At 73.0% G+C, this 12,115-nt stretch carries 11 protein-coding genes and 2 tRNA genes; 8 read left to right on the forward strand and 5 right to left on the reverse strand.

Annotation, left to right across the window (positions count from 1 at the left end; genetic code table 11):
• Positions 1-113: 113 nt before the first annotated feature.
• Both OVN18_RS09995 and OVN18_RS10000 read right to left on the reverse strand, forming a co-directional pair.
• Positions 114-596: a Dps family protein gene (locus tag OVN18_RS09995; RefSeq protein WP_267736885.1), complete on the reverse strand. Its 483-nt coding sequence runs from the start codon at positions 594-596 to the stop codon at positions 114-116.
• 166 nt (positions 597-762) lie between these two features.
• Positions 763-4,473, reverse strand: a complete 3,711-nt coding sequence (locus tag OVN18_RS10000) for an SCO7613 C-terminal domain-containing membrane protein (RefSeq protein ID WP_267780637.1) — start codon at positions 4,471-4,473, stop codon at positions 763-765.
• A 116-nt stretch (positions 4,474-4,589) separates the two neighbouring features.
• On the opposite strand from OVN18_RS10000, the gene OVN18_RS10005 reads away from it, so the two are divergent.
• The 4 genes from OVN18_RS10005 to OVN18_RS10020 all read left to right on the forward strand — a co-directional run bounded on the left by OVN18_RS10005 (position 4,590) and on the right by OVN18_RS10020 (position 7,390).
• Positions 4,590-5,096: an RNA polymerase sigma factor gene (locus tag OVN18_RS10005; protein WP_267736887.1), complete on the forward strand. Its 507-nt coding sequence runs from the start codon at positions 4,590-4,592 to the stop codon at positions 5,094-5,096.
• A gap of 79 nt (positions 5,097-5,175) precedes the next feature.
• Positions 5,176-6,687 carry a hypothetical protein gene (locus OVN18_RS10010; RefSeq protein ID WP_267780639.1) on the forward strand — a complete coding sequence of 504 codons (1,512 nt, stop codon included), beginning with the start codon at positions 5,176-5,178 and terminating at the stop codon, positions 6,685-6,687.
• Positions 6,651-6,962, forward strand: a complete 312-nt coding sequence (locus OVN18_RS10015; RefSeq protein ID WP_267780641.1) for a hypothetical protein — start codon at positions 6,651-6,653, stop codon at positions 6,960-6,962. Before OVN18_RS10010 ends, OVN18_RS10015 begins: the two co-directional genes overlap by 37 nt.
• Before the next feature lie 50 nt (positions 6,963-7,012).
• Complete coding sequence (locus tag OVN18_RS10020; RefSeq protein ID WP_267780643.1) at positions 7,013-7,390, forward strand: PH domain-containing protein; 378 nt, start codon at positions 7,013-7,015, stop codon at positions 7,388-7,390.
• 136 nt (positions 7,391-7,526) lie between these two features.
• On the opposite strand, the gene OVN18_RS10025 is transcribed toward OVN18_RS10020, so the two are convergent.
• Positions 7,527-7,597, reverse strand: a tRNA-Gly gene (locus OVN18_RS10025).
• Positions 7,598-7,750: 153 nt separating this feature from the next.
• On the opposite strand from OVN18_RS10025, the gene OVN18_RS10030 reads away from it, so the two are divergent.
• Together OVN18_RS10030 and tig are read left to right on the forward strand one after the other, a co-directional pair.
• A tRNA-Pro gene (locus OVN18_RS10030) sits at positions 7,751-7,828 on the forward strand.
• A 44-nt stretch (positions 7,829-7,872) separates the two neighbouring features.
• Entirely contained in the window at positions 7,873-9,228 is a 1,356-nt protein-coding gene (tig, locus tag OVN18_RS10035; protein ID WP_267780645.1) for a trigger factor, read from the forward strand.
• 81 nt (positions 9,229-9,309) lie between these two features.
• Here the strand turns inward: tig and OVN18_RS10040 are convergent, their stop codons facing one another.
• Positions 9,310-9,909 (reverse strand): GNAT family N-acetyltransferase, encoded by a 600-nt coding sequence (locus tag OVN18_RS10040; RefSeq protein WP_267780647.1) that lies wholly within the window; start codon positions 9,907-9,909, stop codon positions 9,310-9,312.
• A gap of 146 nt (positions 9,910-10,055) precedes the next feature.
• Here OVN18_RS10040 and OVN18_RS10045 point away from each other — a divergent pair, with 146 nt between their 5' ends.
• Both OVN18_RS10045 and OVN18_RS10050 read left to right on the forward strand, forming a co-directional pair.
• Positions 10,056-10,640: an ATP-dependent Clp protease proteolytic subunit gene (locus tag OVN18_RS10045; protein ID WP_267780648.1), complete on the forward strand. Its 585-nt coding sequence runs from the start codon at positions 10,056-10,058 to the stop codon at positions 10,638-10,640.
• Positions 10,641-10,668: 28 nt separating this feature from the next.
• Positions 10,669-11,328 (forward strand): ATP-dependent Clp protease proteolytic subunit, encoded by a 660-nt coding sequence (locus OVN18_RS10050; protein WP_267736893.1) that lies wholly within the window; start codon positions 10,669-10,671, stop codon positions 11,326-11,328.
• Positions 11,329-11,399: 71 nt separating this feature from the next.
• Here OVN18_RS10050 and OVN18_RS10055 read toward each other — a convergent pair whose 3' ends face one another.
• Complete coding sequence (locus tag OVN18_RS10055; protein WP_267780649.1) at positions 11,400-12,110, reverse strand: copper resistance CopC family protein; 711 nt, start codon at positions 12,108-12,110, stop codon at positions 11,400-11,402.
• Positions 12,111-12,115: the final 5 nt, after the last annotated feature.

Raw genomic sequence — 12,115 nt, forward strand, 5'->3', positions numbered from 1 at the left:
GGCTCTGCGCGGCGCGGCCTCCCCGCACGACGAACGGGGCCGGACCACTCGGCTGGTCCGGCCCCGTTCTCGGGTGGTGCGGTGCTGCTGCTGCTGCTGTGCTGTGCTGTTCCCTACTTCGCGACGTGCGAGAAGAGGAACCAGCGGTCCTTCTCGAGGTCGGCCGTGATCGCGATGACGAGATCCTGGCTGACCGGGTCGATCTCCTCGAGGCCGTCGATGGCGGCACGGAGGGTGACGAGTGCCGCGTCGATGCCGGCGACGACGTCGGCGATGAAGTCGTCGGACTGCTGGAATCCGGCGCGCACGGCGGGAACCGTGGTCTTCTTCGCGATGGTGGCGGTGCGGGCGTCGAGCGGCAGGCCGAGGGCGACGATGCGCTCCGCGGCCGTGTCGCCGTAGTCGCGCGCGTGCTCGACGAGGGTGTCGAGCAGCTCGTGCACGCCGATGAAGTTCGGCCCGCGGACGTGCCAGTGCGCCTGCTTACCCTCGAGCGCGAGGGCGTTGAGGTCGATGACGACGGGGGCGAGGTACTGGGCGACGCCCGAGACCATGTCGGTGTCGGTGGCGTCGGGGGAGGATGCGATGTCGGTCATGACGGTCCTTTCGTGGGGCTCCGGTCGGGATCCACGGTAGCCGCCAGGGCTGACATCGTGCAGGGGGCACGCAGTGCACTCCCAGGCAGGGGCCCCCGTGGAGCCGATCGGCCCCCACCGGTGAGGGTCCGCCCCCGCGGCCGCGCGAGGCGCGCGGCGGGCGGCCTCAGCGCAGGTCGGCGATGCGGCGGGCGATCGCGGTGAGGTTCTGCACGCGGCGCTCGTATCGCGCGGCGACCGCGACGACGAGGATCCCGACGATGCCGAGCCAGATCCACCAGTCGACGGCGGCGGCCGCGCGGCTCAGCAGCGGCCAGCTCTGCACGAGGGCGTGCACGAGCAGCACGGAGCCCCCGAGCACGAACGGCGCCTGCAGGCGCTGCTGCACGCCGCCGAGCATGACGCCCGCGCTGACGACCCCGAGGGCGACGATGCGCCACGGCTCGGGCTCCCCGGCGATCGCGATGAGACTGGGCGCGAGCAGAAGCAGGAGGCCGGGGGCGAGCAGCGGCCAGCTGCTCGTGCCGGGGCGACGGTCGAGTTCGAGCACTCCGAGCGCGAGAGCGGCGAGGGCGACGGGCAGCGCGATGAGCTCGACCGGGGCGACGGTGCCGGCGATGCCGAGCACGGCGGCCGCGAGCGCGCCGAACCCGAGCAGGATGCCGGCCACGGGGTCGCGCATCGCCGCGGTGGTGAGCACCCGCACGGCGACGGCGGCGCTGGCGAGCACGACGACGACGAGCAGACCGCGCAGCTGCAGCTCGAGCGGAGTCGCGACCCTTGCGATGAGGTCGATGACCAGGGCGCCGCTGACCACGCCGAGGGCGGTGAGCGAAACGCCGGCGAGCACGATCGGCAGGGTCGGGATGCCGCTCTCGAGCCGCTCGGTGCGCGCGACCGCGACCCCCAGCAGCGCGAGCGCCGCGAGCCCCACCACCGCGGAGCGGAGGGTCGGGGTGCCCGCCCCGATGCCGCTGAGCAGCGCGATCGGCAGCAGCGCGAGGGCGAGCGCGGCGCCGATGAGCGGCGCCGCACTGCGCGCGGGGGTGCCGCGAGCGGCGCCGTGGCGGGCGAGGGCGGCGGCGATGAGCAGCAGCGCTCCGGCGAGGGGGAGCGCGTAGCCCTCGGGGTCGGCGATGCTCTCGTCGGCGAGCCCCGTCCAGAGGGCGGAGGTGCCGAGCGCCAGCGCGATCCACCCGAGATGACGGCGACGCGACCGTGCTCCGATGAGCCCGTCGCCGCTCAGTGCGATGAGCAGCACGACGACGGCGGCGAGCAGGAGGCCGAGCACGGCGACATCGCGCTCGATGGCGAGGGAGAGCATCCAGGCCCCGCTGACGACCACGCCGCCGTCGACGGCGAATCGCAGCGAGCGATGCTCCTCGACGCGGCCGGACGCGGCGCCGCGCTCGAGGGTGGCGAGGGCGACGGCGGTGACGAGCAGAAGGGCACCGAGGGCGGCGATCGGGCCCCACAGAGCGATCCCCGCGATGGTGGCGGGCTCGCGGGAGCCCGCGGCCACGATCCGGAGGGCGACGGTGACGAGCCCGACCGCGGCGGGGCCGAGGAGAGCGGCGGCGGGGACACGCAGCGCCGCGTCGCGACTGCGCAGGACGAGGAGGGAGAGCGCGGCGACGCCGAGCGCGATCGCGAGGCCATCGCTGACGGCGGTGCGTCCACCGGAGCCGAGGTCGAGCATCAGGGCGGCCGCACCGAGTCCGGCGACGCCGGCGAGGAGCGCGGTGGCCCGCTGCTCGACCTCGTCGAGCCGCCCGAGGGGGACAGCGATCACGAGGAGCGCGGCGAGGATGAGCAGCACGCCGGGGAGGGAGACGCTCACGCCTGCTCGCACGAGGTCGGAGCCGAGGGCGGGGGCGACGGCGAGCACGAGCACGACGGCGGCGACGAGGGCGGCGAGAGCGGCGGGGGTCTGAGGAGCGACCCGTCGGCCGAGGGTGATCGCGAGCAGCGCCGCGGCCGTACCGATGATCCACGCGGACTCGACGCGCGGGGCGACGACGAGGGCGATCACCGAGCCGCCGACGGCCACGATGCCGAGCGTGACCAGCAGCGCGGTGCGGGGCGGCCCGGAGGCGAGGCCTCGGGCGCGGGAGACGCCTGCCGCTCCACCGATCGCGAGGAGCACCGCGAGCGCGAGGGCGAGCCACCAGGGCCCGGCGAGCGGCGTCGCGGCGACGAGCAGCGCACCGAGCCCGGGCAGCGTGAACGGCATGACGGGGCGCAGCGGGCCCCCGAGCCTGCCGCCGAGCGCGATGAGGGCGAGGGTCGCGGCCGCTCCGCCGAGTGCGGCGAGCTCGGCGTCGGTGGCCGTCTGCAGCGGCGACGTCACGTCGTCGACCGGCGTCGCGACGGCGAGCAGGGCCTCGAGAGCGGGGCTCAGAGCGGTGACGAGCGTGACGGCGGCGGCCGCGGCGGCCACGACCGCGGCGGAGGCGACCGCGGCGACCCGAGCCGCATCGAGCACGCGCGCCGGGCGCGAGGGGAGGAGGGAGAGCAGCACGGCGACGGTGACGACGACGAGCAGGGCGCCGGCGGTGGTGAGAGGGCGCCCCTCGTTCTGCAGGATGCTCGCGACGATGCCCGCGAGCAGCGCGAGCGTGCCGCCCGCCGCCGCGGCCACGGCGATCCCCGCGGCGACGACGGGCGTGCCGGATGCGCGCGGTGCGAGGAGCACGTGCAGGGCCGAGACGAGCGCGAGCCCGAGGCCGGTGACGAGCGGCAGCGCGTCGGCCCCGCTCTGGCCGAGACCGCCGCCGATGCCGGCTCCGAGGGCGAGCAGGGCGCCGGGCGCGGCGGCCGCGAGGGCGGTCAGGGCGACGACCCCGGCGAGACGGGGGCGGGCGGCCGGAGCGATGACGGGATGCGCGAGCGCCACGAGGAAGGCCGCGAGCCCGGCGATCACGGCGACGGCCTGGGCGTCGAGCCGACCGGCGTCGGCGAGGTGGCCGGTGACGAGCGCCGCCCCGAGCGGCAGCACGAGCGCCGCGCCGACCGCGGGGGAGGAGAGCCGACCCAGGCGGGACCAAGCGATGGCGACCGCGGCGACGACCAGCAGGGCGACGCCCCAGTAGAGCGGCCCGTCGACGCTGCCGATGCCGACGGGGTCGTTCGCCCGCAGGGCCCACGCGTCGAGCACGAGGATGATCGTGACGAGCACGGCGATGCCCTCCGCCGTCGCCGTGAGCCCGCGGCGGGACAGAGCGGCCGCCGCGGCCAGGGTCGCGAGAGTGCCCCCCGCGATGATCAGCATGCGCACGGTCGAGCCGTAGACGAGGAAGGCGTAGGCGAGCCAGAAGATCGCGAAGATCGACAGCAGGCTGACGCCGACGACGAGGAGCGCCACCTGGATGCCCGAGCGACCCGACCGCGGCGCGGAGGGCACCGGCCGCTGCGGCGCCCCCGGGGCGGCCGGCGGGATCGTGGTGCGGGACGGAGCGGAGGCGACGAGGGACGCGGGCGGAGCGGCGGCGGCCGCAGGGATCGCCGGACCGGCGTGAGCGACGGGGGCGAGAGGAGCTACTGGGGCGGCGGGCGCGAGCGGTACGGCGGGGACGGCAGCGGGGCCGGCGTGCGCGCGGCTCGCGGCGGCGGCATCGCGGCGCAGGCGGCCGATGAGGGCGCGGCGGGCATCCAGCAGATCGGCGGCCCGCGCGGAAACCGCGGCGAGCTCGGCCGCATCGGGATGCCGGAGATCGAGCGCACAGACGGTGCAGAGGGCCGAGCGCAGCGGCGCATGGCAGGCGGGGCAGGTGGTGACCGAGCGCAGGTCGGCCGGGCCGCGGGGGAAGTCGACGCGCCCCGCCCATCGTGCGTCGTCGTCGGCACCGGGCACGGGGGTCGAGATTGTCTCGCTCATCGCGGCACACGCTATCGGTTGCCAGCCCCGGCCGGGCGCGGAAATCGTGGGGACATGTGGACGACTCTCGGTGCGCGCACGTCGGGGAGGAGCCGTGATCGCGCCATGATGGGCGCATGACCGAGCAGCGCGACGAGGCCCGCGCCTTCGCCGAGGCCTACACCCGGTGCCTGCCCGCGGTCAGCGGGTACCTGCGCCGCCGCGTCGACGCGGCCGCCGTCGAGGATCTCGCCGCCGACGTCTTCGCCATCGCCTGGCGCAAGCGCGCCTCGGTCGCCCCCGGCGAGGAGCTGCCCTGGCTGTACCGCATCGCCTCCTACGTCGTCGCGAACCACCGCCGCCGGCTCGCCACGCGCGCCTCGCTCGCGCACCTGCTCATCGCCCCCGACTCGGCTCCCGCCGCCGACGCCTTCGTCGACGACGGGGACCCGGCGCTCGCCGCGGCCTGGGCGGCCCTGCGCCCCCGCGACCGCGAGGTGCTCGCCCTGGCGGTGCTCGAGGGGATGCCCGTGGCCGAGATCGCGGTGGCCGCCGGATCCACGCCCAACGCCGTCAGCATCCGCCTGCACCGGGCGAAGAAGGCGCTCGCGGCGGCCCTCGAGCGGGAGCGCACGGCCGAGTAGCGCGCGGCCCGCGCCGGGCATCCCGCATCGAATCCAGCAGATCGTGAAAGATCGCATCCGCCCGGGACGTTCCCCTGTCATGACCGAGCACGACGACACCCCCCGCCCCGACCTCGACGCCCGCCTGCGCCGCTCGCTCGACCGCGCGGACGACGCCCCGGCCCTGCCGGCCTCCGTGGTCGAGGGCGCCCCCGACCGCCGCGCACCCCGCCTCGTCAACCGCGGGCGCGTCGCGCAGGCCTCCGGCGGCGCCGTGCTCGCGCTGGCCGGGGCCACCGCCATCGCTCTCGTCGTCGTGCCCGCGACCCTGCCCGGCACCCCGGACGCGCCGCTGTTCACCGTCGCCGGCGGGGGAGCGGCGGGCCCCGAGGCGGCGACGCTCGGCACAGCCGACGAGTCCCGTATCGCCCAGTGGATCGAGTACACCTACCTCGCCGGCCCCGGCCTCGGCACGGATGCGGGCAGCGGCCGCGCCTACGCCCTCGAGCGCCCCGACTCGGCGGAGCAGTCGCTGCGCGGGATCGCGGCGGTCGTCGGTATCGAGGGCGAGCCGACCGACTCCTCCTACTCCGACCCGACCTACCCGACGCTCCTCATCGGCACGGAGGACGGGTCAGGGCCCTCGCTCGTGCTCGGCGACCACGGAACCGGCGCGTGGTGGTACTCCGACCCGAGCGCGAACCCCGTCTTCGCTCCCGACGAGGCGAACCCGCAGCCCGCCGGCGCCGTCCCCTCCGAGGAGGAGGCCCGCGCCGATGCGCTCGAGATCTTCGAGGCGACCGGGCTCGACCTCGACGCCGACGACATCCGCGTGCAGGCCGACGAGTGGCAGGTGACGGCCTCGGCCTCGCTCGAGGTCGGCGGCGTGCGCACCGCCGTGGAGTGGGCGGCATCGTGGTCGTCGACGGGCGAGCTGGCGTGGGCATCCGGCCACACGGCGCAGCTCGTCGACCGCGGCGAGTACGGCACCGTCTCGGCCGTCGACGCCGTCGACCGCCTGGCCGACGGCCGCTGGTTCGGCTCGGGCGGCCCCGACTACCAGGGCGGGGTGAGCATCCTGGCCGATGGCGCCGCGCGCGCCGAGTCGGGTGTCGCCGTCGTGCCCATCGATCCGGATGCTCCCGTCTCGTCGCCCGTCGACCCGAGCGCCCCGGCCGAGCCCACCGAGATTCCGTCGACCGGTGCCGAGCCCGACCCGGCTCCCTCTGCCATCCCCGACAACGAGCCGCAGCCGAAGCCCGACATGACCGTCGAGCCGCTGCCCGGCACCGAGCCAGCCCCCGTTCCCCTGCCCGAGCCGGAGCCCACGATCGAGCCCCTGCCCGAGCCGATGCCCGAGCCGAGCCCCGAGCAGGTCACGGTGACGCTCGAGGAGGCGGAGGCGACGATGCTGCTGGTGTGGGATGCCCAGGGCGACGCCTGGCTCGTGCCCGGCTACGCGTTCCTCCAGCCCGAGGGCTGGTACACCACGGTCATCTCGCTCCAGGAGGGCGTCATCGCCCTGCCCGAGCCGGTCGAGATCGAGCTGTTCCGAGAGGAGTATGCTCGCGCGGCATGGTCAGGAGATGGTGGTCGGGGCGCGCGCCGCTGACGAAGGCGTTCGTCGTCCTCGCAACCCCCGTGTACCTGCTCGCGGTCTCGCTCATGGTGTTCTGGATCATCGCCGGGGCGTTCCCGCCGGTCGAGCAGGTGCTCCTGGTCCTCGCCCTCTTCGGATTCATCCTGATCGGTGGCATACCCACGCACTACGTTCAGCGCCGCTTCGACCTCGACGCCATCGTTCAGCGCGCCCGGGCGGAAGAATCGGCCGAGATGGCGCGGGCGACCTCGGAGCGCGAGCACGCATCGGATACCCGGCGCGATTGATGGGCGGGTCGCAGCGCACTCGAGGGTTCGTCGCCTGACACAGTCTCGGTATGGAAACCGCCCCGATGCTCACCTGGACCCTCCAGCAGGAGATCCCGATCCCGCCTGACGTCACCTCGCTGCTGGTCGACGGGGAGACCGCCGTCGCCTCGTTCAGCACCTTCCGCGACTCCGCCACCTTCACGACCCGGCGTCTGATCGTGCGCGATGCTCAGGGCATCACCGGCAAGAAGGTCGAGATCTACTCCCTGCCGTACTCGATGATCAGCATGTGGTCGTCGGAGAACGCGGGGATGCTCGACTTCAACTCCGAGATCGAGCTCTGGACCCGCGCGGGGCACATCAAGATCAAGCTCGCGAAGGGCGCCGACATCCGCCGCATCGACTCGCTCATCGCCTGGGCCGTGCTCTCCGTCGCGAAGGCCTAGTCGCCCGCAAGGGGAGCGGCGCCGGAGCCGCCGAGCGTTCGCCGCAGGAGCCGCCGTGCGTTCGCCGCAGGAGCGGCGGCGAAGCAGTGAGCGTCGCGCGTTCGCCGCAGGAGCGGCGGCGAAGCATTAAACGGAGAGGGGATGACGGGAATCGAACCCGCGTGATCAGTTTGGAAGACTGAGGCTCTACCATTGAGCTACATCCCCGCGAGGGCCAGTTTCGGCCCGTGCGAGACGCAAGCCTAACGCATCCGCGAGAGGCTCCCGGCGTCCGGATGGCTCCGCTCGGCTAGACTTGCCGAGGCCATTTTTCGGACGACCCTTCGTCTTCCGTTGCTCTGGTCAACGGGTCGTCCTCCTCGGGGCGTAGCTCAGCTTGGCTAGAGCGCCCGCTTTGGGAGCGGGAGGTCGCAGGTTCAAATCCTGTCGCCCCGACCACGACCCCCACATGCCGCACGCCAACACACTCAGGAGAACCCCTTTTGGTCCAGTCCACGGTTGAGAAGCTGAGCCCCACCCGCGTCAAGATCGCCATCACGGTCACGCCGGAGGAGCTCAAGCCCAGCATCGAGCACGCGTACAAGCACATCGCCGAGTCGGTGAGCATCCCGGGCTTCCGCAAGGGAAAGGTTCCGCCGCCCATCGTCGACCAGCGCGTCGGCCGCGGCGAGGTTCTCAACCACGCCGTCAGCGAGGGCCTCGACGGCTTCTTCCGCGCCGCCGTGCAGGAGCAGAAGCTGCGCACTCTCGGCCGCCCCTCGGCCGACGTCACCGACTGGCCCAGCGAGAAGGACTTCTCGGGCGACCTGAAGATCGAGGTCGAGGTCGACGTGCGACCCGAGTTCGACATCCCGAACTACGCTGGGCTCGAACTGACCGTCGACACCGCCGAGGTCACCGACGAGGAGGTGCAGGCCGAGCTCGACCAGCTGCGCTCGCGCTTCGGCACCCTCATCACCGTCGACCGCCCCGCGGCGACCGGCGACTTCGTGCAGATCGACCTCACCGCCACCGTCGAGGGCAACACCGTCGACACCGCCAGCTCGATCTCGTATGAGGTCGGCTCGGGCGAGCTCATCGAGGGCATCGACGAGGCGCTCGACTCGCTCAGCGCCGGCGAGACCACCACCTTCGAGTCGGTGCTGCTCGGCGGCGACCACGAGGGCAAGACCGCGCAGATCGAGGTCACCGTGCTCTCCGTCAAGGAGCGCGAGCTGCCCGAGGCCGACGATGACTTCGCCCAGATCGCCAGCCAGTTCGACACCTTCGCCGAGCTGACCGACGACATCCGCGAGCAGGTCAAGCGCAATAAGGCCTTCGGCCAGGGCGCGCAGGCCCGCGACCTCCTCCTCGAGAAGCTGCTGGCCGAGGTCGAGATCCCCGTTCCCGAGTCGCTCGTCGAGCAGGAGGTGCACCGCCACCTCGAGAACGAGAACCGCCTCGAGGACGACGTGCACCGCGCCGAGGTCACCGAGTCGACGAAGACCACCTTCACCAACCAGATCTTCCTCGACGCGCTCGCCGAGAAGGAGGAGGTCAAGGTCAGCCAGCAGGAGCTCACCCAGTACCTGATCCAGGGTGCCGCGCAGTACAACATGGAGCCGGGCGAGTTCATCCAGCTGCTCGACCAGAACGGCCAGATCCCGTCGATGGTCGGCGAGGTCGCCCGCTCGAAGGCGCTCTCCGTCGCCCTCAGCAAGGCGAAGGTCGTCGACGGCAACGGCGACGCGGTCGACCTCTCGGCCTTCACCGCCGCGGCTACCGAGCCCGTCACCGACGCCATCCCCGATGGCGACGACGAGGAAGCGCACGACGACCACGAGGGTCACAACCACTAGGCAGCACCCGCACGATGCGAAGGGCCCGGCGCGCGAGCGTCGGGCCCTTCGTCGTCGGCGCCCCTCAGCGATCCCGCCCGATCAGGCGAGCCGCATGCCCATGATGATGCCGCCGTCGTCCTCGACGGCGACCCGCGAGAAGCCCAGGTGCTCGTAGAAGCCGATCGCACGCGCGTTCGCGGCGTCGACACCGAGGTGCACCCCGGCGACGCCCCGCGAGCGCAGGCGGTCGAGCAGGCGCTCGATGAGCATCCGGCCCGCCCCCTGCCCCTGCAGCCGCGGCAGCAGGTTGATGTGCAGGTGCGCCGGGAACGGCCCGGTGATCGCGGCGGGCGTCGTCTCGGGCGCGTGGATGCTCCGCACGAGCCGCTGGTCGGCCGCGGGCCGCGCCTGCTCGAGCGGGTACCGCGCCTGCAGGGGAGGCCACCAGCTCTGCGCGCACCACGCCTCGAACCTCGGAGTGTCCGCCGTCGCGACCAGGTACCCCGCGACTCCGCTCTCGTCGTCGACGACCTCGCACAGCGCCGGGTCGGTGATGGCGTGCGGGGCGCACCAGAGGTGGCCCAGCAGGTCGGGGTCGGCGTACATCGAGCTCGCATCCGCTCCCGCGTCTCCGGTCTGCCGGCAGACCCGGTAGAGGGCGGGGAGGTCGGCGGGGGTGGGGCGTCGGAAGCGCGGCATGAGCCCACGGTAGCGGCGGGGCGGCGGCGGTGGAGCACCCCGACGAGGGCCGCGACGACACCCTCTCTGCCCACGGCGAACACGGCCGGGCGCGCGCGTTGGCTTCTGTAGATTCGAACCACGAGACGAACAAGGAGCTCACTCCCATGGCCGAACCGGCAATGCCCAACAGTGTTTTCGACCGCCTTCTGAAAGACCGGATCATCTGGCTCGGTTCCGAGGTGCGCGATGACAACGCCAACGAGATCGCGGCGAAGCTCCTGCTTCTCGCTGCCGAGGATCCTGAGAAGGACATCTACCTCTACATCAACTCGCCCGGTGGCTCGATCACCGCGGGCATGGCCATCTACGACACGATGCAGTTCGTGCCGAACGACATCGTCACGGTCGGCATCGGCATGGCCGCCTCGATGGGCCAGCTGCTGCTGACGGCGGGCACGAAGGGCAAGCGCTACATCACGCCGAACGCCCGTGTTCTGCTGCACCAGCCGCACGGCGGCTTCGGCGGAACCTCGAGCGACATCCAGACGCAGGCCGCGCTCATCACCGACATGAAGCACCGTCTCGCGGCCATCACGGCCGAGGCGACGGGCAAGTCGGTCGAGCAGGTCAACGCCGACGGAGACCGCGACCGCTGGTTCAACGCGCAGGAGGCCCTCGAGTACGGCTTCGTCGACCACATCCGCTCCTCGGCCACCGACATCGTCGGCGGCGGCGGAACCCAGGCCTAGGCCCGTCGAGATCAAGAGAGAGACGCACATGGAAACCCCGAACCTCGGCGGCTCCCCGCTCGCGATGCCGAGCAGCCGCTACATCCTCCCCAGCTTCGAGGAGCGCACCGCCTACGGCTACAAGCGCCAGGACCCGTACGCGAAGCTCTTCGAGGACCGCATCATCTTCCTCGGCGTGCAGGTCGACGACGCGAGCGCCGACGACGTCATGGCGCAGCTGCTCGTGCTCGAGTCGCAGGACCCTGATCGCGACATCGTCATGTACATCAACAGCCCCGGCGGCTCGTTCACGGCCATGACGGCGATCTACGACACGATGCAGTACATCCGTCCCGAGATCCAGACGGTCGTGCTCGGCCAGGCGGCCTCCGCCGCGGCCGTGCTGCTCGCGGCCGGCACCCCGGGCAAGCGTCTCGCCCTGCCGAACGCGCGCGTGCTCATCCACCAGCCCGCCACGGGCGATGCGGGCCGCGGTCAGGCCTCCGACATCGAGATCCAGGCGAAGGAGATCGCGCGTCTGCGCGAGTGGCTGGAGGAGACCCTGGCCCACCACTCCAACCGCACCAAGGAGCAGGTTAACAAGGACATCGACCGCGACAAGATCCTCATCGCGCAGGAGGCCCTCGAGTACGGCCTGATCGACCAGGTGCTCACGAGCCGCAAGACGCTCAACGCGCTGACCGCGTAACTCGCGCCACGCAGTACGGGGGCCCCGCATCCATTCACGGATGCGGGGCCCTCGTCGTTCGCGGTTGCGGGTCAGTCGACCGGGTTCGACCCCGCACCGCTCGCCCGGCGACGCAGCACGATCGCCGTGACGATGCCGGCGACGAGGAGGAGCGCGAGCACGCCGCCGACGATGCCGAGCACGAGGGCCACCTCGTCCGTGTCGCTCACCCCGGTCGTCGCGGTGTCGTCGCCCGGCGCCGGCGCCGCGGCTTCGTCGGAGGCCTCGGGCGCGGCGCTCGCGTCGGGCACCTCGCTCGGGCCCGTCTCGGCCGCCGGCTCGCCGGTCACCGAGGCCTCGCCGCAGACGGGAGGCTCGGCGAGCCCCGTCTGCACGGCGGCGTCGCCCGTGGGCGCGTAGCTGAAGGAGTAGCTGTCGCTCACGGTGTGGCCGTCGGCCGAGATGAACTGGTAGGCGAGCGTGTAGTCGCCTGCGGCTCCGAGCCCCGCGCCCATGCCCATGGATGTGCCGGCCACCTCGAGGCACCCGTCGCCGTAGTAGAGCCCGGCGGCGTCGGTCACCTGGATGGCGAAGCCCGCGGTCTCGGCGCCGGCCGCCCCCTCGGGGGCGAGCATCGCCTCGTTCGTCGTGAGCACGAAGCCCTCGGGCACGGCCGCGACGGCCTCGCCCTCCGCCGGGGTCGACGAGACGACGTAGTTGTGGGCGCTCGCCGGCAGGCTGGCGCCGAGGGCGAGCAGTGCGGACATCCCGATGATGCTCGCTGCAGCGGTGGTGCGACGCATGGCGT

It is taken from the genome of Microcella daejeonensis, from assembly GCF_026625045.1.
GTDB classification, from domain to species: domain Bacteria; phylum Actinomycetota; class Actinomycetes; order Actinomycetales; family Microbacteriaceae; genus Microcella; species Microcella daejeonensis.

What these genes read in the sequence shown, in the direction of transcription:
- OVN18_RS09995 (WP_267736885.1), bottom strand. Translation starts at nt 596, where the DNA reads ATGACCGACATCGCATCCTCCCCCGACGCCACCGACACCGACATGGTC.
- OVN18_RS10000 (WP_267780637.1), bottom strand. Translation starts at nt 4,473, where the DNA reads ATGAGCGAGACAATCTCGACCCCCGTGCCCGGTGCCGACGACGACGCA.
- OVN18_RS10005 (WP_267736887.1), top strand. Translation starts at nt 4,590, where the DNA reads ATGACCGAGCAGCGCGACGAGGCCCGCGCCTTCGCCGAGGCCTACACC.
- OVN18_RS10010 (WP_267780639.1), top strand. Translation starts at nt 5,176, where the DNA reads ATGACCGAGCACGACGACACCCCCCGCCCCGACCTCGACGCCCGCCTG.
- OVN18_RS10015 (WP_267780641.1), top strand. Translation starts at nt 6,651, where the DNA reads ATGGTCAGGAGATGGTGGTCGGGGCGCGCGCCGCTGACGAAGGCGTTC.
- OVN18_RS10020 (WP_267780643.1), top strand. Translation starts at nt 7,013, where the DNA reads ATGGAAACCGCCCCGATGCTCACCTGGACCCTCCAGCAGGAGATCCCG.
- OVN18_RS10040 (WP_267780647.1), bottom strand. Translation starts at nt 9,909, where the DNA reads ATGCCGCGCTTCCGACGCCCCACCCCCGCCGACCTCCCCGCCCTCTAC.
- OVN18_RS10045 (WP_267780648.1), top strand. Translation starts at nt 10,056, where the DNA reads ATGGCCGAACCGGCAATGCCCAACAGTGTTTTCGACCGCCTTCTGAAA.
- OVN18_RS10050 (WP_267736893.1), top strand. Translation starts at nt 10,669, where the DNA reads ATGGAAACCCCGAACCTCGGCGGCTCCCCGCTCGCGATGCCGAGCAGC.
- OVN18_RS10055 (WP_267780649.1), bottom strand. Translation starts at nt 12,110, where the DNA reads ATGCGTCGCACCACCGCTGCAGCGAGCATCATCGGGATGTCCGCACTG.